Below are 24,893 nucleotides of genomic sequence, written 5' to 3'. Positions count from 1 at the left end.
CGGTCAATCAAACACCCGCATCACCGGATCAAGTCCGAGTGCAGCAAGCTGTGCCGCCACCTCCTCGCGGTAGGCACCGTTCATCAGCAAGACCTCGTCAAAGGCAAGATCGGTGAGTGCCGCCGGGGCGATGACCGGATGGCCGGTGACAGGCAGAAAGGTGCCGTGCTTGTGCGGGTTGATATCGACCGCCGCCAGCACCGTACCCCCGGCATCGAGGCTGGTCAGCAGCGCCACCGCCTTTGACCCACCGCCCCAGAGCACGGTCCGTGTACCGTTGCGCCGACAGGTATCGAAATGCTGCTGCCAGAACTGGCCCTGATCGAGAATGGCCGCGATATCGAGCACATTGATATCGAGCGCCGTGCCACCGGCTGTGCCCGCACCGGTCTGGCCGGGCCGGGCACGCAGGTCGAGATACTGGCCGTTGAAGATTGTCCCGCACCGCTCGACCACAAACCCGGCGCGCGCGAACAGACCGGTCAGGCTCGCGCGCGTGAAGTACGAGCAGTGCTCGTAATAGACGTCCCAGAATGCCCCCGTGGCCGCAACCCGTTCCCATGACGGCAGCTGAAAGAACACGGGAACATCCGTGCTGTCCCCAAGTGCTCGCCGGATTGCCCGGACAAAACCGGCCACATAAGGGATGTGCTCGAGGGTATTGCGACAGCAGACCAGATCAACCGGCGGCAGGACCGTATCGCCGGTAAAGGCCTGATCATGGATGATCAGCTCGCCCTGCTCCACCGCCGGACACCGTTCGCGCATTGCCGCCGGGTCATAGCCGATCCCGCGCGCAACCCCGGCCTCGCAGAGGGCTGCCAGAAACTCGCCCTGCCCGCAGCCGATTTCCAGCACCGTGCCACCGGCGAGGCCGTATTCCGCCACCAGTGCCTCTGCCTGTTCAGCCAGAAACCGCCGATAGGTGCCGGAGAAGCTCTGGGTACTCTCATACCCGGCATCATAGGCAACCAGCGCCGGATCAAAACGCGGGTTCCAGACAAAGCCGCAGGCCGGGCACCCGAACAGCGCCAGATCGCCGGTCGGTACACCCCGCGCCGCATCCCGATCATGATGCAAGCGCACGCTGTTCACCGGCAGGCCATAGAGCCAGTAGCCGAGATCATCGCCAGGATGCTCACAGGCCGGGCATGGCGTATTATGAGAGGGCAAGCTGTTCACGCGCTGAGTTATTCACGGGCATCTTGGCCGGTTGTTGCTGTTTTTGGCTGCATGACCGGCATCCTGCGGGTAGTGTCCGGCATCAGGAAAAGGGCATCGTTTAACTGATGCCAGTTTATCCGGTCCAGCGAAAGCCCGGACTGACCGATGTACCCCAAGGAAGCGCATGTCATGAACCATGTCACCGGCACAGCAACCCTCGCAGGCAACAAGGCATCGGACAGCCTGCCACCGCCCGGTGCCGCCGATATCGACATCGCCCGTGCCGCGCATATGGAACCGATCCTGCCTTTGGCCGAGCAGAAGCTGGGCATTCCCGCCGAAGCGCTGATCCCCTATGGCCATTACAAGGCCAAGCTGTCCCACGACTATATCGCCGGGCTGGCCGACAAGCCGCGCGGCAAGCTAGTGCTGGTCACCGCCATCACCCCGACCCCGGCGGGTGAAGGCAAGACCACAACCAGTGTCGGCCTGAATGACGGGTTGAACCATCTCGGTGTGAAATCGGTTGCCTGCCTGCGCGAGCCGTCCCTGGGTCCCTGTTTCGGCCTCAAGGGCGGGGCTGCCGGTGGTGGCCGGGCACAGGTGCTGCCGATGGAGGACATCAACCTGCACTTCAATGGCGACCTGCACGCCATCACATCGGCGCATAACCTGCTGGCGGCGGTACTCGACAACCATATCCACTGGGGCAACGAGCTCGGCATCGACCCGCGGCGGATCATGTGGCGACGGGTCATGGATATGAACGACCGCGCCCTGCGCCAGATGGTCGTCGGCCTCGGCGGACCGGCCCATGGGGTGCCGCGCGAGGACGGCTTCGACATTACCGTTGCCTCGGAAATCATGGCGATCTTCTGCCTCGCCACCGACATGGCCGATCTGCAGGACCGGCTCGGTCGGATCATCGTCGCCCTGCGCCATGACAAAAGCCCGGTAACCGCCCGCGATCTCGGTGTTGATGGTGCCATGGCGGTGCTGCTGAAGGATGCGCTGCAGCCCAATCTGGTGCAGAGCATCGACCACAGCCCGGTCTTCATCCATGGCGGCCCCTTCGCCAATATCGCCCATGGTTGCAACTCCGTCGTCGCAACCCGCGCCGCACTGGCGCTGAGCGATGTGGTGGTGACCGAGGCCGGGTTCGGCGCCGATCTCGGGGCTGAGAAGTTCCTCAACATCAAATGCCGCCAGACCGGTCTGCAACCGGATGCAGTGGTACTCGTCTGCACGATCCGCGCGCTCAAAATGCATGGCGGCGTGGCCAAGGCCGATCTCGGCACCGCCAATCCCGAGGCCGTGCGCAGCGGCAGCAGCAATCTTCGTCGCCACATTGAGAATATTCAGCAATTCGGCCTGTCGCCCGTGGTCGCGATCAACCATTTCAGCGGTGACAGCGAGGCGGAAATCGACACCGCCATGTCGATCTGTCAGGAACTTGGCGCAACCCCGGTGCTGGCCCGTCACTGGGCCGAGGGCGGCACCGGTGCCATCGACCTCGCCAAGGCGGTCAAGGCCCGGCTCGATGGCGACAAGCCCGACTTCCAACTGCTCTACCCGGACAACATACCGCTGGCCGACAAGGTCCGTGCCGTGGCGAGCAAGATCTACCGCGCCCGCGACCTGCAGATCAGCGACGCGGCGGCGAAATCATTTGCGCAGTTCGAAGCCATGGGCTTCGGCCATCTGCCGGTCTGTATCGCCAAGACGCAATACAGCTTCAGCGCCGATACCACCGCCTATGGCGCGCCCGAGGGCCATGTGCTGCCGGTGCGTGAGGCAAGGCTATCGGCCGGTGCCGGTTTTATCGTCGCTATCTGCGGTGACATCATGACCATGCCCGGCCTGCCCCGCAAACCCGCCGCCCTCAATATCGGCCTCGGCGAAAACGGCGAGATCGTCGGGCTGTCCTGAGCCAGACTAAACTAACCGCCCTTACCCCTCACGCAGCGGGAAGGTGATGGAGGCGGCGATGCTCTTTTCCAGATCGATCTCGTCGATCTGCTTCTGTGTGCGTCTGGCCATGTCCTGCCGGATCTCGGGCAGCATCTGATCGAGGTCAGCCTCGATGTCATTCAGCACATCGCCAATACTGCCCAGTATCTCCCAGGCCCGCGCATTGGTTTCCTCGTTATAGGGGATGAAGAACGACAGCTCGTTACCCTCACGCGACACGTCGATCAGTGGCTGGCGGCCACTGGTCGGCTTGCAGCCCAGCAGGGTGGCATCGCCGATCGCCTTCACATTGACCAGCAGATGGGTGACCTTCTTGGCCCGTGACTGGGTGTAGTCATCGATTTTCTTGTCGCTGCTCTTCTTGGTGCCGATCAGGCTTGCCTCATCGATTTTCGGCACCTTGACCTCGAACCCGTTGGCAATACCCTCCGGGCCGTTTGCCATACGCAGCCGAGCTTTGAAATCAACCTCATGCATGCTCAGGATCGGATTGATGTAATTCAGCGAGAGCCGGGTCAGCTCATCGGTAATCGGTACCTTGAAAGCCTGAACCACTGATAATCCCCCCAAGCAGCAACAGAGCCAAACAGGACGCAGAATCTATCAGCATTCGCGCCATCGGAACAGGCGCAGATCGACATATTCTGCAGTTGATTTTTGTCTAGGAAGCTATCTCTGCCCGATCGGGTACCGGGCTCATGGTGGGCGTGACTGGGATTGAACCAGTGACCCCTACGATGTCAACGTAGTGCTCTCCCGCTGAGCTACACGCCCGCGCACCATGAATGGGGCAGCCGTTTTTGCGACTGCGGCGAGGGAGATAGCATTAGATTCCGGCCACGGCAAGGCCTCGATTGCGGTTTTTTCCAAACTATCCGGTTTTTCGGGCACGCGCATGGTGTCGGCACAGCTGGAACCATGGCGCGCAGGTGAAAAACAGGTACGGTCAAATCAGGCCGACAGGACCACGTCGATATGCTGGGCGAGCTGGCGCAGGTGGAATGGTCGCGACATGACCGGTGCGCTGTTGCCATTGGCGGTCTTGCCCATGCGTAAGGATACGGCGGCAAAGCCGGTGATCAGCATCACCTGCATGCCCGGCAGGCTGGCGGTCACGTGCTTGGCGAGTTCGACGCCATCCATGCCCGGCATGACGATATCGGTCAGGAGCAGGTCATAACTGCCACGATCGAGGGCATAGAGCGCCTCGGTACCGTCACCGACACTCTCCACCGCATGACCTGCGCGTTCCAGCGACTGGGCCAGGAACTGGCGCATGCCGCCATCATCTTCCGCCAATAAAATACGTGCCATTTCCCCAACTTTCTGTTCAGGCATCAACCGGCCGGGTCGATGCGCATAGTGCCGCTCGGGCGTTGTGCCCAATATGCCTTTGCATCACGGGACCGTGTTTCGCGGTCGATCCGGCAGCCAAACCGGGGTATGATGCAGGCAACAAGAATTCAAACCCGAGAGAGAGCCGGTCCGGGACCATGCCGTCGCTCTGACAGACGTGTCTGAATACAGTGATTAGAATCGGTATGGCGCAGACAACCACGACGAAAAGTTACCAGATCGACAGACCGGCCAGTCAGGTGTTGCCGATTGTCCTCGCTTCACCCCATAGCGGAGACACCTATCCTGCTGATTTAATTAGAAAAACCAGCCTGAGCCTGATGCAGCTCCGCCGGTCCGAGGATGCCTTCGTTGACCGGCTCTATGCCCCGGCAGTGCAAAATGGGGTGCCCTTGATTCGGTCTCATCTGGGTCGAGTCTTTGTCGACCTGAACCGCGAGCCCTATGAGCTCGACCCGGCGATGTTTTCCGGCCCGCTGCCACCCTATGCCAATACCCGCAGCCCACGCCTCGCCGCCGGTCTCGGCACCATCGCCAAGGTGATTGCCAGCGGCGAGACGATCTATAACGCGCCGCTGGATTTCAAGGATGTGGCGACCCTGCTCGACACCTATTACAAGCCATATCATCAGGCGCTGGAAGAGCTGCTGCGCGAAACGCGCGAGCAGTTCGGCATCGCCATCCTGATCGACTGCCACTCCATGCCATCCAATGTCGGCCTGCCGAAACCGCAGAACGATCACAAGAACCGGGCCAAGAGTATCGATTTTGTACTCGGCGACTGCCACCGCAGCAGCTGCGATGCCACGATCACCGCCTTCGTCGACCGGCATCTGAGCCGTCTCGGCTATAACGTGATACGCAACCGCCCCTATGCCGGTGGCTATACCACCCAGAATTACGGGCGACCATCGAAAGGCATTCACGCGCTGCAGGTTGAGGTGAACCGAGCGCTCTATATGGATGAGGCAAAGATCGAGCCGCTGCCGACCATCAATCGGCTGACCGAGCAACTCGTCGATATGGTCGAGGCACTGGGCCGCAGCCGGTTGAGCGCTGCTGCCGCCGAATAAAACCGGCCAGCCAAAACCCGGATAAAAAAAAGCCGTTGGTAGAAACCAACGGCTTTAAAAGTTTTATTAGGGAGGAAACACCCAACAGAGAGAGGTCGAACACGATCTCCAAGACCGTATGACCATCTTTAGGCTTACATGAGTTTTGCAGCGCAACAAGCAAAAAGTGATCAAAACTTAATCTTTTTTCTAAAAAACCCTTATTTGCCTAATTTTTAACCATTAACCTAAAAACCATGCAGTCAGAATGCCGTTTCTGATGCAACTCTGGCAAGATGTTCGTGCACCAACATCCTGAAATAATTACCAGCCGCATGAGTCTGACGCTTGCCTGCGCAGGCGAAAAGGTCTTAATCGGGTGCCATGACTGATCTTATTGCAGATATCGGCGCTACCAATGCGCGCTTTGCCCTTGTCGGATCGGGCCTTGGCAATGTGGGACCGGAAGCAATCCGCGTGCTGAGCGTGCAATCCTATCGCGGGCTTGAGGACGCGATGAGCGGCTATCTGGAAGCGATCAATGTCAGCCCCGACGCCATTGAGCGGGCCGCCATCTGCATCGCCGGACCGGTGCTCGGCGACATGATCGTCATGACCAATCACCCATGGTCGTTCAGCCAGCGCGATATCCGCGACCAGTTCGGGCTGAATGACCTGACCGTCATCAATGACTTCACCGCCATGGCCCTGTCGCTGCCGCGCCTGAAAAAGGCCGACCGACGGCAGATCGGCAGCGGTGAGGCCGCCGAACATGCTCATAAGGCAGTCCTCGGCCCCGGTACCGGGCTCGGCGTATCCGGCCTGATCCACCACAACCGCAACCGCTGGCTGCCACTGTCAGGTGAAGGTGGCCATGTGACCCTCGCCGGCATGACCGAGCGGGAAGCCGAAGTGATCGACAACCAGCGTCGGCACACGGGCCATGTCTGCGGTGAGGATTTCCTCTGTGGTCGCGGTCTTGTCACCCTCTATCAGGCGATCAGCCGCACTGATGGCAAAACCGTGACCGGCAGGCTGATCCCCGCCGATGTCACCAATCGCGCGCTTGAGGGCTCCGACCCCGTCGCGGTCGAGACAGTGGAGATGTTCTGTGCCTTTCTCGGCAATGTGGCGGGCAATCTGGCCCTGACCATTGGCGCGACCGGTGGCGTCTATATCGCTGGCGGCATTATCCCGCGACTGGGGGAAGCCTTCGACCGCTCTGCCTTCCGTGACCGGTTCGAGAACAAGGGCCGGTTCATCGACTATCTGAAGCCGATCCCGACCTATCTCGTCACCCATGAGTTCCCAGCATTTCTCGGCCTGATCGCAGCGCTGTCAGCAACCGACAACTGACACCGCCAGCGCGGAACCTTTCCCCATAAGCAAACGTTTATGAACGAGATAAACAGGGGAAAGATCATGAAACACCTGACTTTTACGGCCATTGCGCTCAGCGGTGCCATCTCACTTGGCCTGACCGCCTGTGGCCCCACCGTTGCCCACGCCGCCGGACCAGGCCATTGCCCACCCGGTCTTGCCAAGAAGGGCTGCGTGCCGCCGGGACAGGCCAAGAAATATTCGATCGGCCAGCCGCTCAATACCTATTACACGGTTATCCGGGATTATGACCGCTATTCCCTCAATCGCCCGCCGGAAGGCTACTTTTATGCCCGCGTGGACCAAGACGTGTTGCTAGTAGCCGAAGCGACCAGGAAGGTCGCCGATCTCGTGGTCATTCTGGATGCCCTGTCGAATTAGGGGCGCAATACCGACTGCCTAGTGGCGGTACTCATGTGGCAGGGGCAGTTCCTCGATATCGGCGCTCAGCCCCTGTACACCACCACCCCAGAGGCCCGGCTCAACCGGTTCGATCCTCCACTTGTCATAGGTCAGGCCCGGCTTGCGGTCCCGGTCGAGCATGATCGGGCCGTCGAGATCGACAAAGTGTGCGCCCTGGGCGACGAGTGCCGCGGGAGCCATAGCCAGGGATGAGCCGACCATACAGCCGACCATGACCTGAAAGCCCATGCGCTCGGCCTCGATTTTCATCTTGAGCGCCTCGGTCAGGCCACCGGTCTTGTCCAGCTTGATATTGATGATCTGGTACAGCCCACGCAAACGCTCCAGCGTTGGCAGGTCATGGCAGCTCTCGTCAGCGCCCAATGGCACTGGCAATTCGCCCAGCGTGGCAAGCGGTGCATCCTCGGCAGCAGGCAAAGGCTGCTCCAGCATCTCGATCTCCAGCTCCGCCAGTTCAGCACTGAACCGAGCCACCATATCAAGCGTCCAAGCCTCATTGGCATCAACGATAATACGGGCCTTGGGGGCGGACTCGCGTACGGCACGTACACGCTCCATCTCCACCTCATCCTCACCGGCGAGCTTCAGCTTGAGCAAGGGCCAGTCAGCCAGCGTCAGGGCCTTCGCGGCCATCTCTTCCGGATCGCCGAGACTGATGGTAACAGCGGTTTCAAGGGTTTGCGGTTCCGGCAGCCCGGCAAGTTGCCAGACCGGCAGCCCCGCCTGTTTGGATTCCAGATCCCAGAGCGCGCAATCAATAGCATTGCGGGCGGCACCGGAGGGCAGGATTACCTGCAGCTCTTCCCGCGACATGCCCGCGGAAATACCATCGGAAAGGCTGTTGATAATGTCGAGGACACCGTCAACGCTCTCACCATAGCGGGTATAGGGGGTCGCCTCGCCCCGGCCGATGATGCCATCCTGCTCAATCTGGGCGACAACAACATCCGCCCCGGTGCGTGAACCCCGCGAAATGCGAAAGACGCCCCGAGTCGGAATTGTTTGTTTTCGTGCTGTTAGGAGGCGTGCGCCAGTGAGCGGGGCCATTCCTTTTCCAGTACCTCGACAATCGGACCTACACCAATACGAACCGGATCAACCGCCGGCATACCGTATTGCTCTGATAGCTTATCAAGATACGCTTTCGCTTCTGCTTCGTCTGCCATTTCCGCTGTATTGACAGATAATGCCACGACACGTGCCGCCGGATTGACACGCTTGGCACATTTTTCGTTCAGCGCAATGCAGTCACCGATATCGGGCAGCTGATATTCAGGCAGGCCGCGCATATGCGGACGGGTCGGTTCATGGCACATGACGAGGGCATCGGGCTGGCTACCATGGAGCAGGCCCATGGAAACACCGGCATATGACGCATGGAACAGGGAGCCCTGCCCCTCGATCAGATCCCAGTGATCATCATCATTGTCAGGCGACAGCTGCTCAGCGACACCGGCGATGAAATCGGCAACCACGGCATCAATCGAGATACCGGAACCGTGGATCAGGATACCGGTCTGGCCGGTAGCGCGGAAATCGCATTTCATGCCGCGCTGTTTCATTTCCTTGTCCAGCGCCAGGGTCGTGAACATCTTGCCGACAGAACAGTCGGTACCAACCGCGAGCAGACGCAGGCCCGAACGCTTCTTGCCGTTGCCGACCTCAAACTCACCGGTGGCATGGCGCACATCATGGATATTGCGGCCGAGTTCCTTTGCCTTGGCGGCAACCTGCGGCAGATCGGCGACCTTGTTGTGCAAACCGGAGGCAATGTCGAGCCCCATATCGAGCGCCTTCAGCATCACTTCCTGCCACTCGGGCGCGAATTTGCCACCGCGGTTGGCTACGCCGAGCACCAGCGTCTTGGCACCGGCAGCGACAGCCTCTTCCAGCGTCATCTCGGTCATGCCGGCATCGGCCTTACAGCCCGGCAGGCTCAACTGGCCGACACAGTTTTCCGGGCGCCAGAGGGCGATACCGAAAGCGGTCTTGGCCGCAAGCTGGTCAGGTGCATCACCAAGGAACAGAAGATATGGCAGAGCGATTTGCATGAACGGATGCCTTTCGTTTTGTTATCTCGGCAGGCATGACACCTGCGCTGAGGGCATAGCAGATTTTACATCTTGGTATCCCTCATAGACGCATGATGGCAGCTAGGCAATGCCGAGTTTGATGGGTTTTCAACAACACCAATCGTATCGCGTACAACCGATATTGCTTACACAGCAAATTTGGGGACTTACCAAAACGCCGATCCGACCTATTCATATGTAAGACTGGTATTCAACAAGGGCTTGCCGCCTATCCTGTTCGAGACAACCCGGCTTATGAACACTACTGCTACCGGCAGATTGCCGATCCGGCCGATTTCGGCACGTGCATTGACCACCGGTTATATCGTTGCCCTGCTGATCATTGCAGGGCTGTCGATCGGCTCGCATCTCACCCTCGAATACAGCCTGCGCAGCAACAAGGGCACGGCAGCCGTCATCAACCACACCGGTCGCCAGCGCATGCTGTCACAGCGCATCGCCTCACTGGCGGCACAATGGCAGATGGGCGACAGCAGCGCACAGCAGGCGCTGCACAGCACCATCAACCAGTTCGAGGCGGCCCATGAGTTCCTGATTGCCGAGCACAGCATCGGCACCGCCGACAACCGATATGAACGCGCCCTGCGGTCGATCTATTTCGAGGGCAGAAACTCCCTTGATCAACAGGTGGAAAGCTATGTTGCCGATGCAAGGCGAATTGCCGCCATGCAACCGGATAATCCGCAATTCGAGCCGATAATCACCCGTATCTTTGACGCATCAAGGGAGCAGCTGCTGGTCAGTCTCGATAATGTGGTCACAATCGAACAGGCGGAGAGTGAACAGCAGATCGCCAATTTCGAACGGCTGCAATGGGGCATTCTGGCCGTTGTGCTGATGACGCTGGTGCTGGAAGCCTCAATCATCTTCCGCCCGATGATCCAGAAAATCCTCGAATACACCGCCGCGCTGTTCCACCTGGCCACGGTCGATACCCTGACCGGCATCGCCAACCGGCGCAGCTTCATGGATCAGGCCGAGACCGAGCTTATCCGCACGAGACGGTACAAGCGCCCAGCCTGCATGCTGATGCTGGACATCGACCACTTCAAGAAGGTCAATGACACCTATGGCCATGCTACAGGTGATGATGTGCTGGTCGCAACCGGTGAGACCCTCAGGCAGATGCTGCGCCAGATTGATATCTGCGGCAGGCTGGGTGGCGAGGAATTTGCCATCCTGCTGGTCGAAACCGACCTTGCAGGCGCTCACATCGTCGCCGAACGGATCAGACAGCGCTTCGAGGATATGGCCGTGACAAGCGGCAAGCACAGTATCAGCATTACCGTCAGCATTGGCTGCGCGGCGATTGACCCAGAGAATCCTGACCTGGAAACCGCCCTTGGCGATGCCGACAGATTACTGTACCAAGCCAAGAAAAATGGGCGCAATCAGGTCATGACCAATGCATACAGTTAACCGACTCATTGGCAGCATAATTGCCGTATGTGGCCTTGGTGGATGTTCGCTGCTGACATCACTGCCTGAAGCAACCGATACCAGCCAGCGACTGGCCATGTTTCCGACAACTGGCCTGCCACTTGAAGCGCCGGTCAGCATCCGTTGGGACCGGCACCAGATACCAATGATCGAGGCACAAACCGATGGCGATGCGGCTTTTGCGCTGGGTATGGTGCAAGCGCATCTGCGGCTGGGGCAAATCACACTCGCCAAGCATCTGACCCAGGGCCGGGTTGCCGAACTCGCCGGGCCGATTGCCATTGATTTTGACCGGGCCATCCGCACGATCGATCTCGGACGGGCAACACCCGATATCTATGAAAAACTGCCAACGGACACCCGGGAATGGCTCGATCGCTTTGTAGCGGGATTGAACAGCTATCAAATGCGCATGAGCGATTTGCCCCACGAATTCCGTGTGTTCGGCATCGAAGAACCTGAACCATTCACGGCCACCGATATCCTGACGATCGGTCGTCTTGCCGGTGTTGATGTGAACTGGTTGGGCTGGGTCAATCTGCTCGAACAGCGGAGCCGGGCTGATTGGCCGGAAGTGTGGGACCGCATTCAGAGCACAGGCCTGACCAGCATTGCAGCCGACGGCTCGGCATTTGCCAGAACGCCGGATCAGGCTGGATTGGCCCATGAACTGCTGGTGGCAGCGTTGCGGGACAATGCCAAAATCGGCAGCAACTCCATGGTTATCGATGGCAGCCATACCGCCTCGGGCAAGCCGATGATTGCGAGTGATCCGCATCTGGGATTACGCCTTCCAAACCTCTGGTTGCTTGCAGGCGTAAAATCCCCCTCCATGCAAGTGGTCGGGATGATGCCTGCCGGGCTGCCGATATTCGGCCTTGGTCGCAATCCGGAAGCAGCCTGGGGCGGCACCAATCTGCGCGGCGCCTCCAGTGACCTGATCGACATTGAAGCCGTCGGTTACAGTGAAGCCGATCTTGTAACAGAAACCCGCCCCCTAAAGGTGCGCTGGTGGCCGGATACACAATCCGAAGTCCAGATCAGCCCGGTCGGCCCCGTGATCAGTGACGCCCCGCTGCTGGGACTGGATCGGGATCAGTTACTGGCAATCCGCTGGGTTGGACATGACACAACAGATGAGATCACTGCCTTTCTCCATGCCGCACGAGCAACAAGCTGGCAGAATTTTGCAGATGCCTTCGACACTTACGGCGTATCTGCCCAGAACATGCTCTTTGCCGGTCGGAACGGACGTGACATTGGCGAAATCGGCCTGGTGGTAGCGGCCAGGATGCCGCGACGCACCAATGCCCGACCGCAGGATTTTGTTGTGACTGACCGCGCAGCCCTCAATGCATGGGACAATCTGGCAAACAGCGCCGAACTGCCACGTTTTCACAATCCGGAAACCGGCATACTGGCCAGTGCCAACGTTCCTCCCGGCCCGTCGAAAATCCCTCTCGGCTATGTTTTTTCCGCACCCGACCGGGTTGAACGCCAGATAGCACTTGCCAGCCAGCGCAATGACTGGACAGCAGATCGCCTGCAGCAACTGCAGGTTGATACCTTTTCCTATTCGGCGCTCGAATTCAGAGATCTTTTGATTGGCCGTCTGGCATCCAGCGTTCCTGATCTCACACCACGCTACCAACAGATCATGGAATTGATCCGTCAATGGGACGGCAGATATGATCGTGACAGCCGTGGAGCTCTGGCCTTTTCCGCTCTGTTTGCGGAACTGGCCCCGAGAATTTTTGCGCTGGCCCGGAAAGAACAGGACTATGCCCTGATCAATGGCGGCGGCAACAGTAACCGATGGGCAATCGATATTCTTGCACAGATCAGTGATGCAGATCTCCATGAGGCCTTGCTGCATTCTCTCGAAACGACAGAAACAGCAGTCAATGGCGGCCATAATTGGGGCGACATTCACCGCGTAAATATCGCGCATCTGATGGCCGCCATTCCGCTGATCGGCAGCAAATACCAGATCGGCAATTATCCGATTGCCGGCAGTCATGAGACGATCTGGAAATCAGCCCATCCGCTGACTGCTGAAAAACATGATGCCTATTACGGCAGTCAGTCGCGACACATATCTGATCTCGGCGATATCGACGCCAATTACTTTGTCATTCTTGGTGGTCAGGATGGCTGGCTGAAAAGCGAGAATTTCAACGACCAGACCCAAACCTTCCTCGCCGGTGACCTGATCCAGTTGCCATTGAGTGATGATGGCATCGAACGGGTGTTCAGCCACCGGATAGAGCTGACACCAATCGATGATTAGGCATCGGATTTGCCCGCAGCCTCAAGCTCGGCCTTGCGCGCCTGATACTCCGCCTCCGGGATCAGTCCGCGCTCATACATGGCGTTGAGCGCAAACAGTTCACGGGCGACTGATTCGCCCTCATTTCCACTTTCGGCATCGGTCGAGCCGGTTGCCGCCGCGGCTTGGGAAACTGGTTTCCGGGTGGGATATTTTTTCATCATAACCAAAATTAGTCAGGAATTACTGACACATGCAACTGTTTGGACCAGACCAAGACCGAGCCGGGAGTATTAAACTTTGGTTGCAGTGCCGCATTAGTCTTGGTGTGTGCGTAAGGCACTATAGTACCTTATAGATCGTAAACGGTTGGCTTACCTCTATTTGGACAGGGCAAGCATTTGAGAGCGTCTTTGACCGCCTCACATAAACCGGCGACCGATATGGTCGGATACGCCGCGACCGGGCAGGCTGGATTGATCAGCCGCCACATGCTTCGTCAGCCCAATTCGCCAACCGGGCCAATTCAGAAAATCTCCCCGATATACCAAGATACCGACGCGTATGGGCACCACCGTACGCGCGGCCCATGGGCATGGCTTACCCCCGAGTCAGGCCCCACTTCTAGCCCCAGTATGGAGGTTTGACCATGGCTAAACGGAACAGCGTCAAAGCACAGAAACCAACACGTGAGACCGGTGCCACCGTGCATGCGCTGCCTGGATTTGACGAGCCTTATCGTGAACCGGGTTGGGATCCCCTCGGCAATGACATGTACGAGAATGATCGTCGTCAGGGTACCGATCGACGTTCCGAAGCCCGCCGCAGCGACGATCGTGAACGCGATCAACGCTATATGCGCAAGGTCAAGCCACGGACTTCCGGTCAAGCGGAGCTGATGGAAGCCATCAAGGAACATAATCTGGCGCTGGCCCTCGGCCCGGCCGGTACCGGCAAGACCTATCTCGCCATCGCTTCCGCCGTCGAGGCACTGGAAGCAGGCCAGATCGACCGGATCATCCTGTCCCGCCCGGCCATTGATGCGGGCGAGAATATCGGCTTCCTGCCCGGCGCGCTGGAAGAGAAGATGCACCCCTATCTGCGCCCGTTGTTCGATTGCCTGACCGAGCGTCTCGGCAGCAAGCGTCTGCGGATGCTGATGCAGGACGGCACGGTGGAAATCGCACCGGTCGGTTTCATGCGCGGTCGTACCCTCAACAACGCCTTTGTGGTGATCGATGAGGCCCAGAACTGTACCTATGCCCAGCTCAAGATGCTGATGACCCGCCTCGGCTGGCACTCAACCATGGTCATTACCGGTGACCCGGAACAGTCTGACCTGCTCGATGGCATGTCCGGGCTGGCGGATATCGCCCATCGTCTCGAAGCACTGCCGGATATCGGCGTGGTGCGGTTGAGCGAGAGCGACATTGTCCGCCATCCGCTCGTCGCCTCCATGCTGTCGGTGCTGTAATCCGGGTCCGGTTCAGGCCGGACGCGACATAATATCGGTTTGATAAGGGGTCGGTTGTACGCCATATGGTAACGCAACCGGCCCTTTTTCTGTCCGGGCCATCAATTGCTGTGAAAAGACGACCGATCATGAAGAAATCCACGCTCATCGCCATTGGCATCTGTGCCCTGTTCGCATTGGTCATCATTGCCGTGACGCTGGTGGTCATGCCAGACCTTGTCGGCAATCAGCAGAACGCAGCCGACAGCAACACCGACCAGTCCAAGGGCATTCAGATGGCTGGCAATGTCCGCATGGGCGGCCCTTATACGCTGGTCAATCAGGATGGCGAGACGATTACCGAGCAGTCTTTTGACGGCACCTATCGGCTGATGTTCTTCGGCTTTACCCATTGCCCGGATTTCTGCCCGACCAAGCTCTACCACATCTCACAGATGCTCGACCGCCTGCCGCCGGAAAAGGTGGCCAATATCACCCCGATCTTTGTCACCATCGACCCGGCCCGTGATACCGCCCCGATCCTGAAGGATTATCTGACCGGCTTTGACCCCCGGTTCACCGGGCTAACCGGCAGCGACGAACAGATCGCCGCTGTCGCCAAGGCTTTCCGGGTCTATTACCAGAAGGTTCAGAGTGATGATCCCGAGTATTACAGCATGGATCACTCGACCTTCACCTATATCATGGGACCGGAGAACAACTTCATCGACGTCATTTCCTATGACACGCCGATCGATGTGATGGTTGAGAAGGTCGATGGCTATGTAACGCCCGCCGAGGGCTAGACGGCCAGATGGCGCGCGAACTGTTTTTGTAAGCTGCCACCTTCATAGGGCATGGCGCGCAGGGTAATAGCAGGCCCGGAGCCTACCTCCTTCTCCACAACCAGACGCCGGATCTGGCGATCATCCTGCCAGACCAGCCCAGTCAGGGCATCGAGCAGTGCCTTGGCCACATTATCGGCATCGATGCGGCGGCTGATATTATCAACGGTAAGGAGAATGGCGACGTCATAACCGTCAAAGCGTGCAGCCTTGCGCCAGCCGTTATCGACCAGCGTATCGCGAACGAGCGCGCGCAGCCTGCTGCGCTGGGTGGTCAGCGACCCCAGCTCGATAAACAGAATCTTGTTGTCAATGAATGCAAAGCGGCAACTGGCGCCGCCTTTCCAGGCAAATTTGCCCCGCGACATCAGTATCGCAACACCAGACAGACAGGCAGCATCAGGCTGAGGCCCGAAGCTCCGTTGGCTGGCTGACATCGGCATCGCCGAGCATTTCAGCTGCTTCGATCATGGCCGCAGAACGCTTGCGCCCGACCATTGTTTCGTCCTGCATCAGTCGACGCCGACGAACCACATCACTCTGCAGTGTCTGAACACCGCCTGCACCACGAAAACCAACACCAACACGCATCGCTTTGCCCCCGCTAAATCACGCGTCTGATTTCTGATGTGTGCAAACTACGTGATTGTTACGAAAATGAGAACCCTTAACGACCAGTTAATTGACGTTTTTATATACTTGATACGCTGTTATTCACAGGCTGATTGCGCATGGCTGTATTGCAAACGCCTATTCAGCACCAGCCGCAACAGAGCCCTCGGTTGGCCAGTCGGCCAGCATTCTGACCCAGTCATCGACATAGGCCGGGGGCTTGCCATCGGTATCCGGGGCAACGCCGACGAGTTCCATCAACTCACTGGTCGGCACCCGCCCGCCTTTTGAGGTCATCGCAGCCTGCACCAGCCCGATGGCATTGACCCGGCCTGAAGCACCGAAAAACCGCTGCTCCAGAAATACCCAGCGCTCATCCCAGCCAACCAGCCGGGTTTCCAACTCGAATTTCTCAAATGGTGCAATGGCCCGGCGATAACGCACCGTCGAAGCGGCGATCACCGGCATCCACTTCTTCTGCCGCAGGATCGGCCCGAGCAGCCCGGCACGCAGCATCAGATCAACCCGCCCGAGATCCATGATGCTGAGATAACGGCCATTATTCATATGGAAGTTGAAGTCGAGATCGGTGGGCCAGCAGCGCATACTGAGTCGCCGCACTTGCATGAACTCTTCCGCCGGGTTGCAGCCGCGGCCAGCCCGCCAACCGGCGATCAGCACGGCAATCAGGCGGAAGATCAGGTTCATGTCAGTCGTCCAGCAGGGATGCCAGTTTCAGGGCATGGCCCATGGAGCCATTGACCTTGATCTTGCCGGTCATGAAGGCCAGCGTCGGGTCCTGGGTACCGTTGAGCAGCCCCTGCAGCGTATCCGCCGACATTTTCACGGTCGTATCGCTGTCGGCATCGTCATTTGTCACGGCGGGCGGGGCACTGCTGCCATCGAGCAGGATGGTGCCCTCACCATTGAGATCAAGCTTGATCTTGCCCCCGAAAGCACCGGCAAAAGCCATTTTTTGACGTATCTGGTCGGTCAGTTGTTCAACGGCCATCGTGCCGGGTTCCCTTTTTCTCTGCTCTGTTTGCGGGGCGCTAGAACGCCGCCTCATCGAAATCCATGATCGGATCGGCGCCGGCCATGATCCGCTGGAAGCAGGCATTCGCTTCCGGCATCACCTTTTGCATATAATAGCGCGCGGTCTTGATCTTGTTCTCATAAAAACCGGCATTGCCATTGGCTTCCGGCAGCTTGTCCTTCGCTACCTGCACCATCTGCAGCCACATGTAGCCGAGCGCCACATAACCGAACAGATGCAGGTAATCGGTTGAAGCAGCCCCCGCCTCGTCCGGGTTCTTCATGCCCTTCTGGGCAATCAGCGCGGTGGCCTGTTGCAGCTTGCCGAATGCCTTGGCCAGCGGGAAGACGAATTCCTGCAGCTCGGGATTGGTCTGATGCTTCTCCAGATCGGCCTGTACCGGATGGAAGAACTGGCGCAGCAGGCGACCGAAATCCTTCGGCATCTTGCGACCGACCAGATCGAGCGCCTGAATACCGTTGGCCCCCTCGTAAATCTGGGCGATCCGGGCATCGCGGACATATTGTTCCATGCCCCACTCCCAGATATAGCCATGGCCGCCGAATACCTGCTGACAGGCAATCGCGGCATTGGTTCCATGATCGGTGAGGAACGCCTTGAGGATCGGGGTCATTAGGCTGACCAGATCATCGGCATCACGGCGGGTGCGCTCATCGGGATGTTTCTCGAAGGTATCGATCTTGAGGCCGATCCAATAGGCCAGCGCCCGCGCCGCCTCGTTCACCGATTTGGTGTCGAGCAGGTTCCGGCGCACATCGGGGTGCACCAGAATGCTGTCGGCAGCCTCATCCGGCTCCTTTGATCCGGTCAGGGAGCGGCCCTGGCGCCGGTCCTTGGCATAGATCGCGGCGTTCTGATAGGAGATTTCAGCCATGGACAGGCCCTGAATCGCCACGCCCAGACGCGCGGCATTCATCATGGTGAACATGGCGCGCAAGCCCTTGTGCGGATCGCCGACCAGCCAGCCCTGCGCCTCGTCGAAATTCATCACACAGGTCGAGTTGCCATGGATGCCCATCTTGTGCTCAATCGAGCCACACATCACGCCATTGCGCTGACCGGCCACATAATCGCCACCCTCTTCCTTGGGGAGGAATTTCGGCACGAGGAACAGGCTGATACCGCGGACACCCGGCGGTGCGTCGGGCAGCTTGGCCAGCACCAGATGGACGATGTTTTCGGTCAGGTCATGCTCACCGGCGCTGATGAAAATCTTGGTGCCGGAAATACTGTAGGAGCCGTCATCCCGTGGTGTCGCCTTGGTGCGGATCAGGCCGAGATCGGTACCGCAATGGGGTTCGGTCAGACACATGGTACCGGACCAGATGCCATCAACCAGCTTGGGCAGATAGAGGTTTTTCAGCTCATCCGTGCCGTGCAGATGAATGGCGTCATAGGCCCCCTGTGACAGCCCCGGATACATGGCAAAGGCCATATTGGCCGAGGACAGGACTTCATTCAGGACGAAGTTGACCGCCTGCGGCATCCCCTGTCCGCCATAATCGGGATCAGCCGACAGGCCGACCCAGCCGCCCTCACGGAACTGGTTGTACGCTTCCTTGAACCCGGTTGGTGTACGCACCACACCGTTCTCATAGGTACAGCCTTCCTTATCGCCAACCTGATTGAGCGGAAACAGCTCGTTTTCAGCGAGTTTTGCGGCTTCTTCCAGAACCGTGTCGATCAGCTCGAGGTTCATATCCTCATAACCGGGCAGGCTCGACAACTCATCGGCCTTCAGAACATCATGCAGCAGAAACCGGATATCCTCGATCGGTGCAGTATAGCTGGGCATTTCCGTTTACTCCGTTGTCCTGTTTCTTCTTATTGTTGTTCTAGTTGCGCAGCGGCTTGCCGGTGGTGAGCATATGCTCGATCCGGTCAAGGGTGCCGGTGGTCCGCACCAGCTTCATGAACTCGGCACGCTCGAGATCGAGCACCTCGTCCTCGGTCAGTTCCTCAGTCATATCCTTGCCGCCACCGCTCAGCACATGGGCGAGATGGGCAGATACCACCACATCATGCGGCGTTGCCTTGCCCTGCAGGGCGAAGCCGTCAACCGTGGTGTTGAAGATGGTTTCCGCAGCCGGGCCGGGCAGGTTGAAGACCGGTGGCTCCGGTGGCTGATAGCCATCGACCATGGACAGGGCGCGCTGCTTGGCATCAAACAGCACCCGGTCCCGGTTCATGGTCACACCGTCATCGGCGCGGAAATACAGCAGTTCCTTGGCCTCGATGGCGGATTTCGCCACCGTGGCGGTGCCGATGGTCTCAAACACCTGTGCCACGGCAGGCATCGGGCCGCCGGGACGTTTCGGATTGGCAAAGTGACGGGCCAGCATTTCCTTGCAACCGCCCCAGCCGGGAATAACCCCGACGCCGACCTCGACCAGACCGGTATAGGTCTCGGCATGGGCCTGAACCGCATCGCAATGGAGCAGGATTTCACAGCCGCCACCGAGCGCCATGCCGGATGGCGCACCGATCACCGGGAACGGCGCGTATTTCAGCGCCTTGTAGGTTTGCTGGCCGACCCGGACACTGTCCTCGACCTGCGGCCACATGGCGATATTGGCGGCAAACATGGCAAGGCCGAGATTGGCCCCGACCGAGAAGTTACTGCCTTCGTTATAGATCACCAGCGCCTTGTAGGTCGTACCGTCAATCAGGCCCATGACCTTCTGGTACATCCGGAAGACGTTTTCATCGAGCGAGTTCATCTTGCCGGTGAATTCAAAGCACAGCACACCATCGCCGATATCCCAGACACTGGCAGAACCGTTCTTCGCAACCGGCTCGCTGGCGAGCTTGATATCGGAGAGCAGCAGAACACCCTCGGGCCGCTCAACCTTCGCGTATTCGCCCGCCGTGGTCATGAAGAACAGCTGGCCGTCCTCCACCTTGTAGAATGGCCGACCCGCCGCTTTTTCCAGCAAGGCCGGAATGGCGATGCCCTCTTCCTTCAGCTTGTCCGTGAACCAGTCAACACCAAGCTGATCGAGCATTTCAAACGGGCCGTATTTGCGACCGAAACCGGTGCGCATCGCCTCATCGACCTTGACGATATCATCGGCGATTTCAGGCACCAGATTGAGTGCATAAACGAGAGATTCCTTGAGCACGCGCCAGGCAAGCTGGCCGCCCTTGTCGGGATGCTCGACCAATGCGCGCAGACCCTGTTTCGCGGCATCGACGCTTTCGAGCCGCGCTTTCTCGCTCTTGGCATAGTCGCCGGTCTGGAGATTGATGCTCTCCTTGACCTTGCCGCCACCCTCGCGGTTGATACGGTAGAAACCGCCCTTGCCCTTACGACCGGTATAGCCCTCGCTGATCATCTTGTTCATCAGCGGCACATCGCGGTTATCGACCACATACTGATCATCGGCTGGCAGCGACTTGGTCAGGCTGGCCGAGATATGCGGGATCAGATCGATACCGACCAGATCAAGCAGGCCGAAGACACCCGTTTTCGGCAGGCCCATGGGGCGGGACAGAACCGCATCCGCCTCATCGACCGTCAGGCCGAGGTCGAGCGTCGCGTTGATCGCCGATTGCATCCAGAACGTACCGACCCGGTTGCCGATAAAGCCCGGCGTGTCGTTACATTTGATTACTGCCTTGCCGAGCGCCCGGTCGCCGAACTCCGTAATGCCATCGACCAGTTCCTGTCGGCTCTCCGGCCCGGCCACGATCTCGAGCAGGCGCAGATAGCGTGGCGGGTTGAAGAAGTGGGTGATCAGGAAATCGGCCTTGAAGCCATCGGACTGGCCCTCGACAAGATCTTTAAGTGGGATCGTCGAGGTGTTGGAAGAAACCAGTGTGCCCGGTTTGCGGACCGCATCGATCTTCTTGTACAGGGCGGATTTGATGTCGAGACGTTCGATCACGACCTCGATAATCCAGTCAACATCGGCGATCTGCGCCAGATGATCGTCAATATTGCCCGGCGTCACGAGCCTGGCGAACCGTTTGCTCATGAACGGCGCGGGTTCGGTCTTGAGCGCCTTCTCGATCGCGGATTTCGCCAGAATATCCCGATCCTCGGCCCCTTCCGGCACGATATCGAGCAACAATACCTCAACCCCGGCATTGGCAAGATGGGCGGCGATACCCATACCCATGACGCCGGAGCCGATAACGGCGGCTTTCTTGATGTCCATGTCCTGTCTCTCCCTGTTTTTATCTGTTGGTTATCTGTCTGTCCGGTTACCGGATCAGACCGCTTCCAACAGGGTTGAGACACCCTGACCACCACCGACACACAGGGTCGAGACAGCAAGCCCCTTGCCCTCACGCTTCAGCAGCAGGGCCGCCTTGCCGGTGATACGGGCACCGGATGCGCCGAGCGGGTGGCCGAGCGCAATGGCACCACCATCAATATTGATCTTTTCATCAGGAATACTGAGATCACGCTGCACCGCTAGTGACTGGCTGGCGAAGGCTTCGTTCAGCTCGAAAATATCCACGTCATCGACCTTGAGGCCATGACGGTCGAGCAGTTTCTGGGTTGCCGGGACCGGGCCGATACCCATGATTGCAGGCTCACAGCCGGTAACCGCCATGCCCTTGATCCGGGCCAGCACCGGCAGGCCATTGGCCTTGGCATAGCCTTCAGAGGTGACCAGCGTGGCGGTGGCACCATCGGTCAGAGGTGATGAGGTACCGGCGGTAACCGAGCCTTCGGCATCGAAGGCGGGCTTCAGACCGGCGAGCGCCTCGGCATTGGTATCAGGACGGACACAGCCATCCTTGTCCACGGTTACGCCATTGGCATCAACCGAGGTGACCTCGTCGGCATAGTTGCCGTCAGCCCAGGCCTTGGCCGCCTTCATATGGGAGTTGACCGCGAATGCTTCCTGATCCGCACGGCTGATCTGGTATTTCTTGGCGACATTCTCCGCCGTCAGCCCCATGGACATATAGGCGGCGAGATCACCCTTATCCATTGCCGGGTTCGGCATCGGGTTGAAGCCGCCCATGGGCACGCGGGTCATGCTCTCAACCCCACCGGCAATAAACACCTGCCCACTGCCAGCAGCGATGCTGCCCGCTGCCATATGGATCGTACTCATGGAAGAGGCACACCAGCGGTTGAGGGTGGCCCCGCCGACCGATTTAGGCAAACCGGCGAGAAGTGCGACAGCACGGGCGATATTGATGCCCTGCTCACCTTCCGGGAAGGCACAGCCAAGCAGCAGATCCTCGATATCCTCGGGCTTCACACCGGTTTTCGCCACCAGCGCCTTGATCGCGACCACGGCGAGATCATCTGGGCGCACCTTGGCGAGCGCGCCCTTCTTGGCGAAATGGAATGGGGTACGGACATAACCCGCAATGACAGGGGTCTGGTCGGGATTGGGTGCCATGGTGTTGTTCCTCGAAGTCGCGTGTTCTTGTTGTTTTGCGTTTATTGGGACCGGGAACCGTTTGCTGCGTCAGAGATGGGGCGCTCTCAACGACTTCCGGCCATGCTGGATATATCAACCACCGGTTTTCGCCAGATGGTCGGCAATCTGTTGCTCGATCTCACGCAGTTCGGTGCGCGTCTGCTCCAGATCCGCCATCTGCTGGTCGAGCAGCAGCAGCCGTTCCTGCGCGCGGGCATGGGCGTAGCGCATCTGTTCGGCCTGATTGGCATCGACCGTGTATAGATCAAGAAACTCTTTGATTTCAGAGATAGAGAAACCGAGGCGTTTGCCGCGCAGGATCAGCGCAAGACGACCACGATCGCCATGGGAATAAATCCGGGTGGTGCCGCGTCGTGCCGGGGCGATCAGCCCCTCATCCTCATAGAAGCGAATGGTGCGATGGGTAACGCCAAACTCTTCGGCCAATTGACCGATAGAGAATGTGCGGCCATCGCCCTTCTCGTTTTGCTCGTGCCAGTTGATATTATTGCCGATGGACATCGGGTGGCCTTCTGTTATTTGCCGACATAACGGGCTGTGTAGTGCACACCCTCACAATCAGCAAGTACTCAACACCTTACGTTTACGTAAAGTCGATAGATTTGGCAACAGAAATCTGTTGCAGATTATTGCCTGGCTTCCTGCTCAACAAGGTCTTTCCGGGATAATTTCCCAATCAACGTTTTTGGCAAAGGTTCGTTCCGGAACTCAACCTTGCGCGGCAACTCGATCGGCGAGAGCTTGTCACCGAGAAATGCCTTCAAACCATCATAGTCAAGGGACGAGCCGTCCTTGAGCTTGATCCATGCCTTCGGCACTTCACCACGCTTGGGATCGGGGATACCGGCGACAACGCACTCCTCCACCGCCGGGTGGAGATAGATCGCCTCTTCGATATTGCGCGGATAGACATTGTAGCCATTGACCAGAATCATGTCCTTCAGCCGGTCAACGATGAAGGTATAGCCCTGCTCATCGGTATAGCCGACATCGGCCGTGTGCAACCGCCCGTCCTTCAGGGTATCGGCGGTGGCATCATCGCGCCGCCAATAACCCTTCATGACCTGCGGACCACGGATGCAGACCTCACCCACCTCACCCAGCGGCAGGATGGTTTCCCGATCCTCAAGCGAGACGATCTCGATGGTTGTGCCCGGTACCGGCAGGCCGATTGATCCGGCCTTGCTGGTACCGTTGAGCGGGTTCATGGAGGCAACCGGCGAGGTTTCGGTAAGACCGTAGCCTTCCTCAAGCGTACAGCCGGTCGTGCTCTCGAACCGCTGCTTCACCTCAAGCGGCAGGGGCGCGCCACCGGAAATACACAAGCGGATCGTTGAGAGATCATATGATTTGAGGTCCGGCGCGTTATTGATCGCGGTATAGATAGCAGGCACGGCCGGGAACAGGGTAACTTTGTGCTTCTGAATAGCCTTCAGCAGCCCGATCAGCTCAAATTTCGGCAGCAGCACCAGCTCTGCACCAAATGAAATTCCCAGATTCATTGAGGCAGTCATGGCGAAGACATGGAAATAGGGCAGCACCCCCATCATGACTTCCTGACCAAACTTCGCACCGTCGAACCAGGCAACGCATTGTTGACAGTTTATATACAGGTTGGCGTGGGTCAGCATCGCGCCTTTTGGGATGCCCGTTGTACCGCCGGTATACTGCAGCACCGCCACATCCTCGACCGGATCAATCGCCACCGGCACCGGTTTGCCGCCGACCTGCCGCAAATCTTCAAAGCGAACATGCCGGTCATCTTTTGGCACCCGCGCTAGTTCCTTGCCCTTGATGAGGCGGAACAGCAGGTTTTTCGGGAACGGCAGAATGTCGGTGAACGGGCAGACCAGTATCTGCTTCAGCCCCTCATCCAAGAGTGGTGTGAGCTTGTCATACAGGATCGCCAGATCGACCGTGGCAAGCATATCGAGACCACTGTCACGCACGAGATTGGCGATTTCCCGCTGGGCATAAAGCGGGTTGATATTGACCACAACGCCACCGGCCTTGAGCACGGCATAATGCAGGATAATGTAATAAGGCGTGTTCGGCAGCAACAGGCCGATCCGGTCACCCTTCTTCAAGCCACGCGCCTGCAATCCGGCAGCGACTTCATTGATCGCGGTAACCAGTTGGCCATAGGTATATTTCTTGCCCAGAAAATTGATGGCCACATTGTTCGGGATGCGCGATGCAGTCTGCTCAACCAACTCGTAGAGCGGACGCGGCTCCAGCGGCATGTTCCAGTCACACCCGGCGGGATAATTATCCAGCCAGGGGCGATCGGCCGATGTCCGGGACGAGGTCACCTTGGCGGCAACCGCATCCTCAGCACCTTGCGTGATGCTTTGATCGGTCATGTTCTAT

The 24,893-nt window shown here is 58.6% G+C and carries 23 protein-coding genes and 1 tRNA gene; 8 read left to right on the top strand and 16 right to left on the bottom strand.

The window, feature by feature from the left end; all coding sequences use genetic code 11:
• Positions 1–3: 3 nt before the first annotated feature.
• Entirely contained in the window at positions 4–1,182 is a 1,179-nt protein-coding gene (locus CBB62_04980; GenBank protein ID OUT41680.1) for a hypothetical protein, read from the bottom strand.
• A gap of 171 nt (positions 1,183–1,353) precedes the next feature.
• On the opposite strand from CBB62_04980, the gene CBB62_04975 reads away from it, so the two are divergent.
• Positions 1,354–3,093: a formate--tetrahydrofolate ligase gene (locus CBB62_04975; protein ID OUT42651.1), complete on the top strand. Its 1,740-nt coding sequence runs from the start codon at positions 1,354–1,356 to the stop codon at positions 3,091–3,093.
• Positions 3,094–3,114: 21 nt separating this feature from the next.
• On the opposite strand, the gene CBB62_04970 is transcribed toward CBB62_04975, so the two are convergent.
• The 3 genes from CBB62_04970 to CBB62_04960 form a co-directional block, all read right to left on the bottom strand.
• Positions 3,115–3,690, bottom strand: a complete 576-nt coding sequence (locus CBB62_04970) for a hypothetical protein (protein OUT41679.1) — start codon at positions 3,688–3,690, stop codon at positions 3,115–3,117.
• A 144-nt stretch (positions 3,691–3,834) separates the two neighbouring features.
• A tRNA-Val gene (locus tag CBB62_04965) sits at positions 3,835–3,909 on the bottom strand.
• Between the two features lie 177 nt (positions 3,910–4,086).
• The gene (locus CBB62_04960; protein OUT41678.1) at positions 4,087–4,449 is read right to left on the bottom strand and encodes a response regulator; all 363 of its coding nucleotides are present in this window, start codon (positions 4,447–4,449) and stop codon (positions 4,087–4,089) included.
• Between the two features lie 227 nt (positions 4,450–4,676).
• Here CBB62_04960 and CBB62_04955 point away from each other — a divergent pair, with 227 nt between their 5' ends.
• The 3 genes from CBB62_04955 to CBB62_04945 all read left to right on the top strand — a co-directional run bounded on the left by CBB62_04955 (position 4,677) and on the right by CBB62_04945 (position 7,304).
• Entirely contained in the window at positions 4,677–5,564 is an 888-nt protein-coding gene (locus CBB62_04955) for a hypothetical protein (GenBank protein OUT41677.1), read from the top strand.
• Between the two features lie 363 nt (positions 5,565–5,927).
• A complete protein-coding gene (locus CBB62_04950; GenBank protein OUT41676.1) occupies positions 5,928–6,899 on the top strand; it encodes a glucokinase in 972 nt (323 codons plus the stop codon).
• 66 nt (positions 6,900–6,965) lie between these two features.
• The gene (locus CBB62_04945; GenBank protein ID OUT41675.1) at positions 6,966–7,304 is read left to right on the top strand and encodes a hypothetical protein; all 339 of its coding nucleotides are present in this window, start codon (positions 6,966–6,968) and stop codon (positions 7,302–7,304) included.
• A gap of 18 nt (positions 7,305–7,322) precedes the next feature.
• Here CBB62_04945 and CBB62_04940 read toward each other — a convergent pair whose 3' ends face one another.
• Together CBB62_04940 and CBB62_04935 are read right to left on the bottom strand one after the other, a co-directional pair.
• A complete protein-coding gene (locus CBB62_04940; protein OUT41674.1) occupies positions 7,323–8,393 on the bottom strand; it encodes a dipeptide epimerase in 1,071 nt (356 codons plus the stop codon).
• Positions 8,363–9,397 carry an EBNA-1 nuclear protein gene (locus CBB62_04935; protein OUT41673.1) on the bottom strand — a complete coding sequence of 345 codons (1,035 nt, stop codon included), beginning with the start codon at positions 9,395–9,397 and terminating at the stop codon, positions 8,363–8,365. The genes CBB62_04940 and CBB62_04935 overlap by 31 nt, the downstream gene beginning before the upstream one ends.
• Positions 9,398–9,577: 180 nt before the next feature.
• Here CBB62_04935 and CBB62_04930 point away from each other — a divergent pair, with 180 nt between their 5' ends.
• Entirely contained in the window at positions 9,578–10,858 is a 1,281-nt protein-coding gene (locus CBB62_04930) for a hypothetical protein (GenBank protein ID OUT41672.1), read from the top strand.
• Positions 10,845–13,169 (top strand): hypothetical protein, encoded by a 2,325-nt coding sequence (locus tag CBB62_04925; protein ID OUT41671.1) that lies wholly within the window; start codon positions 10,845–10,847, stop codon positions 13,167–13,169. Before CBB62_04930 ends, CBB62_04925 begins: the two co-directional genes overlap by 14 nt.
• Here the strand turns inward: CBB62_04925 and CBB62_04920 are convergent.
• Entirely contained in the window at positions 13,166–13,372 is a 207-nt protein-coding gene (locus tag CBB62_04920; GenBank protein ID OUT41670.1) for a hypothetical protein, read from the bottom strand. The two genes, CBB62_04925 and CBB62_04920, sit on opposite strands and share 4 nt — an antisense overlap.
• Positions 13,373–13,797: 425 nt before the next feature.
• On the opposite strand from CBB62_04920, the gene CBB62_04915 reads away from it, so the two are divergent.
• Entirely contained in the window at positions 13,798–14,622 is an 825-nt protein-coding gene (locus CBB62_04915) for a phosphate starvation-inducible protein PhoH (GenBank protein OUT41669.1), read from the top strand.
• A 65-nt stretch (positions 14,623–14,687) separates the two neighbouring features.
• The gene (locus CBB62_04910; protein OUT41668.1) at positions 14,688–15,407 is read left to right on the top strand and encodes a hypothetical protein; all 720 of its coding nucleotides are present in this window, start codon (positions 14,688–14,690) and stop codon (positions 15,405–15,407) included.
• Here CBB62_04910 and CBB62_04905 read toward each other — a convergent pair.
• From CBB62_04905 to CBB62_04865, 9 genes are all read right to left on the bottom strand, one after another.
• Positions 15,404–15,889: a hypothetical protein gene (locus CBB62_04905; protein ID OUT41667.1), complete on the bottom strand. Its 486-nt coding sequence runs from the start codon at positions 15,887–15,889 to the stop codon at positions 15,404–15,406. The genes CBB62_04910 and CBB62_04905 overlap by 4 nt on opposite strands.
• A complete protein-coding gene (locus CBB62_04900) occupies positions 15,846–16,037 on the bottom strand; it encodes a hypothetical protein (protein OUT41666.1) in 192 nt (63 codons plus the stop codon). The genes CBB62_04905 and CBB62_04900 overlap by 44 nt, the downstream gene beginning before the upstream one ends.
• A gap of 159 nt (positions 16,038–16,196) precedes the next feature.
• Positions 16,197–16,766 (bottom strand): hypothetical protein, encoded by a 570-nt coding sequence (locus CBB62_04895; GenBank protein ID OUT41665.1) that lies wholly within the window; start codon positions 16,764–16,766, stop codon positions 16,197–16,199.
• Between the two features lies 1 nt (position 16,767).
• Positions 16,768–17,178 (bottom strand): hypothetical protein, encoded by a 411-nt coding sequence (locus CBB62_04890; GenBank protein OUT41664.1) that lies wholly within the window; start codon positions 17,176–17,178, stop codon positions 16,768–16,770.
• Positions 17,111–18,910 carry an acyl-CoA dehydrogenase gene (locus CBB62_04885; protein ID OUT41663.1) on the bottom strand — a complete coding sequence of 600 codons (1,800 nt, stop codon included), beginning with the start codon at positions 18,908–18,910 and terminating at the stop codon, positions 17,111–17,113. The genes CBB62_04890 and CBB62_04885 overlap by 68 nt, the downstream gene beginning before the upstream one ends.
• A 40-nt stretch (positions 18,911–18,950) precedes the next feature.
• Entirely contained in the window at positions 18,951–21,275 is a 2,325-nt protein-coding gene (locus CBB62_04880) for a 3-hydroxyacyl-CoA dehydrogenase (GenBank protein OUT41662.1), read from the bottom strand.
• Positions 21,276–21,329: 54 nt separating this feature from the next.
• Positions 21,330–22,481 carry an acetyl-CoA acetyltransferase gene (locus CBB62_04875; protein OUT41661.1) on the bottom strand — a complete coding sequence of 384 codons (1,152 nt, stop codon included), beginning with the start codon at positions 22,479–22,481 and terminating at the stop codon, positions 21,330–21,332.
• Between the two features lie 114 nt (positions 22,482–22,595).
• Positions 22,596–23,024, bottom strand: a complete 429-nt coding sequence (locus tag CBB62_04870) for a MerR family transcriptional regulator (protein ID OUT41660.1) — start codon at positions 23,022–23,024, stop codon at positions 22,596–22,598.
• Positions 23,025–23,149: 125 nt separating this feature from the next.
• Positions 23,150–24,886, bottom strand: a complete 1,737-nt coding sequence (locus tag CBB62_04865) for a dicarboxylate--CoA ligase PimA (protein ID OUT41659.1) — start codon at positions 24,884–24,886, stop codon at positions 23,150–23,152.
• Positions 24,887–24,893: the final 7 nt, after the last annotated feature.

Source organism: Micavibrio sp. TMED2 (assembly GCA_002168225.1).
Classification (GTDB): domain Bacteria; phylum Pseudomonadota; class Alphaproteobacteria; order TMED2; family TMED2; genus TMED2.
Note: the sequence above shows the minus strand (reverse complement) of the source record. Positions and strands in the feature narration are given on the sequence as shown.

Bases quoted from the DNA above. Each gene is read 5' to 3' on its own strand.
- CBB62_04975 (OUT42651.1), top strand. From the start codon at position 1,354: ATGAACCATGTCACCGGCACAGCAACCCTCGCAGGCAACAAGGCATCG.
- CBB62_04960 (OUT41678.1), bottom strand. From the start codon at position 4,449: ATGGCACGTATTTTATTGGCGGAAGATGATGGCGGCATGCGCCAGTTC.
- CBB62_04955 (OUT41677.1), top strand. From the start codon at position 4,677: ATGGCGCAGACAACCACGACGAAAAGTTACCAGATCGACAGACCGGCC.
- CBB62_04950 (OUT41676.1), top strand. From the start codon at position 5,928: ATGACTGATCTTATTGCAGATATCGGCGCTACCAATGCGCGCTTTGCC.
- CBB62_04945 (OUT41675.1), top strand. From the start codon at position 6,966: ATGAAACACCTGACTTTTACGGCCATTGCGCTCAGCGGTGCCATCTCA.
- CBB62_04940 (OUT41674.1), bottom strand. From the start codon at position 8,393: ATGGCCCCGCTCACTGGCGCACGCCTCCTAACAGCACGAAAACAAACA.
- CBB62_04935 (OUT41673.1), bottom strand. From the start codon at position 9,397: ATGCAAATCGCTCTGCCATATCTTCTGTTCCTTGGTGATGCACCTGAC.
- CBB62_04925 (OUT41671.1), top strand. From the start codon at position 10,845: ATGCATACAGTTAACCGACTCATTGGCAGCATAATTGCCGTATGTGGC.
- CBB62_04920 (OUT41670.1), bottom strand. From the start codon at position 13,372: ATGATGAAAAAATATCCCACCCGGAAACCAGTTTCCCAAGCCGCGGCG.
- CBB62_04915 (OUT41669.1), top strand. From the start codon at position 13,798: ATGGCTAAACGGAACAGCGTCAAAGCACAGAAACCAACACGTGAGACC.
- CBB62_04910 (OUT41668.1), top strand. From the start codon at position 14,688: ATGGTAACGCAACCGGCCCTTTTTCTGTCCGGGCCATCAATTGCTGTG.
- CBB62_04905 (OUT41667.1), bottom strand. From the start codon at position 15,889: ATGCCGATGTCAGCCAGCCAACGGAGCTTCGGGCCTCAGCCTGATGCT.
- CBB62_04900 (OUT41666.1), bottom strand. From the start codon at position 16,037: ATGCGTGTTGGTGTTGGTTTTCGTGGTGCAGGCGGTGTTCAGACACTG.
- CBB62_04895 (OUT41665.1), bottom strand. From the start codon at position 16,766: ATGAACCTGATCTTCCGCCTGATTGCCGTGCTGATCGCCGGTTGGCGG.
- CBB62_04890 (OUT41664.1), bottom strand. From the start codon at position 17,178: ATGCCTGCTTCCAGCGGATCATGGCCGGCGCCGATCCGATCATGGATT.
- CBB62_04885 (OUT41663.1), bottom strand. From the start codon at position 18,910: ATGCCCAGCTATACTGCACCGATCGAGGATATCCGGTTTCTGCTGCAT.
- CBB62_04880 (OUT41662.1), bottom strand. From the start codon at position 21,275: ATGGACATCAAGAAAGCCGCCGTTATCGGCTCCGGCGTCATGGGTATG.
- CBB62_04875 (OUT41661.1), bottom strand. From the start codon at position 22,481: ATGGCACCCAATCCCGACCAGACCCCTGTCATTGCGGGTTATGTCCGT.
- CBB62_04870 (OUT41660.1), bottom strand. From the start codon at position 23,024: ATGTCCATCGGCAATAATATCAACTGGCACGAGCAAAACGAGAAGGGC.
- CBB62_04865 (OUT41659.1), bottom strand. From the start codon at position 24,886: ATGACCGATCAAAGCATCACGCAAGGTGCTGAGGATGCGGTTGCCGCC.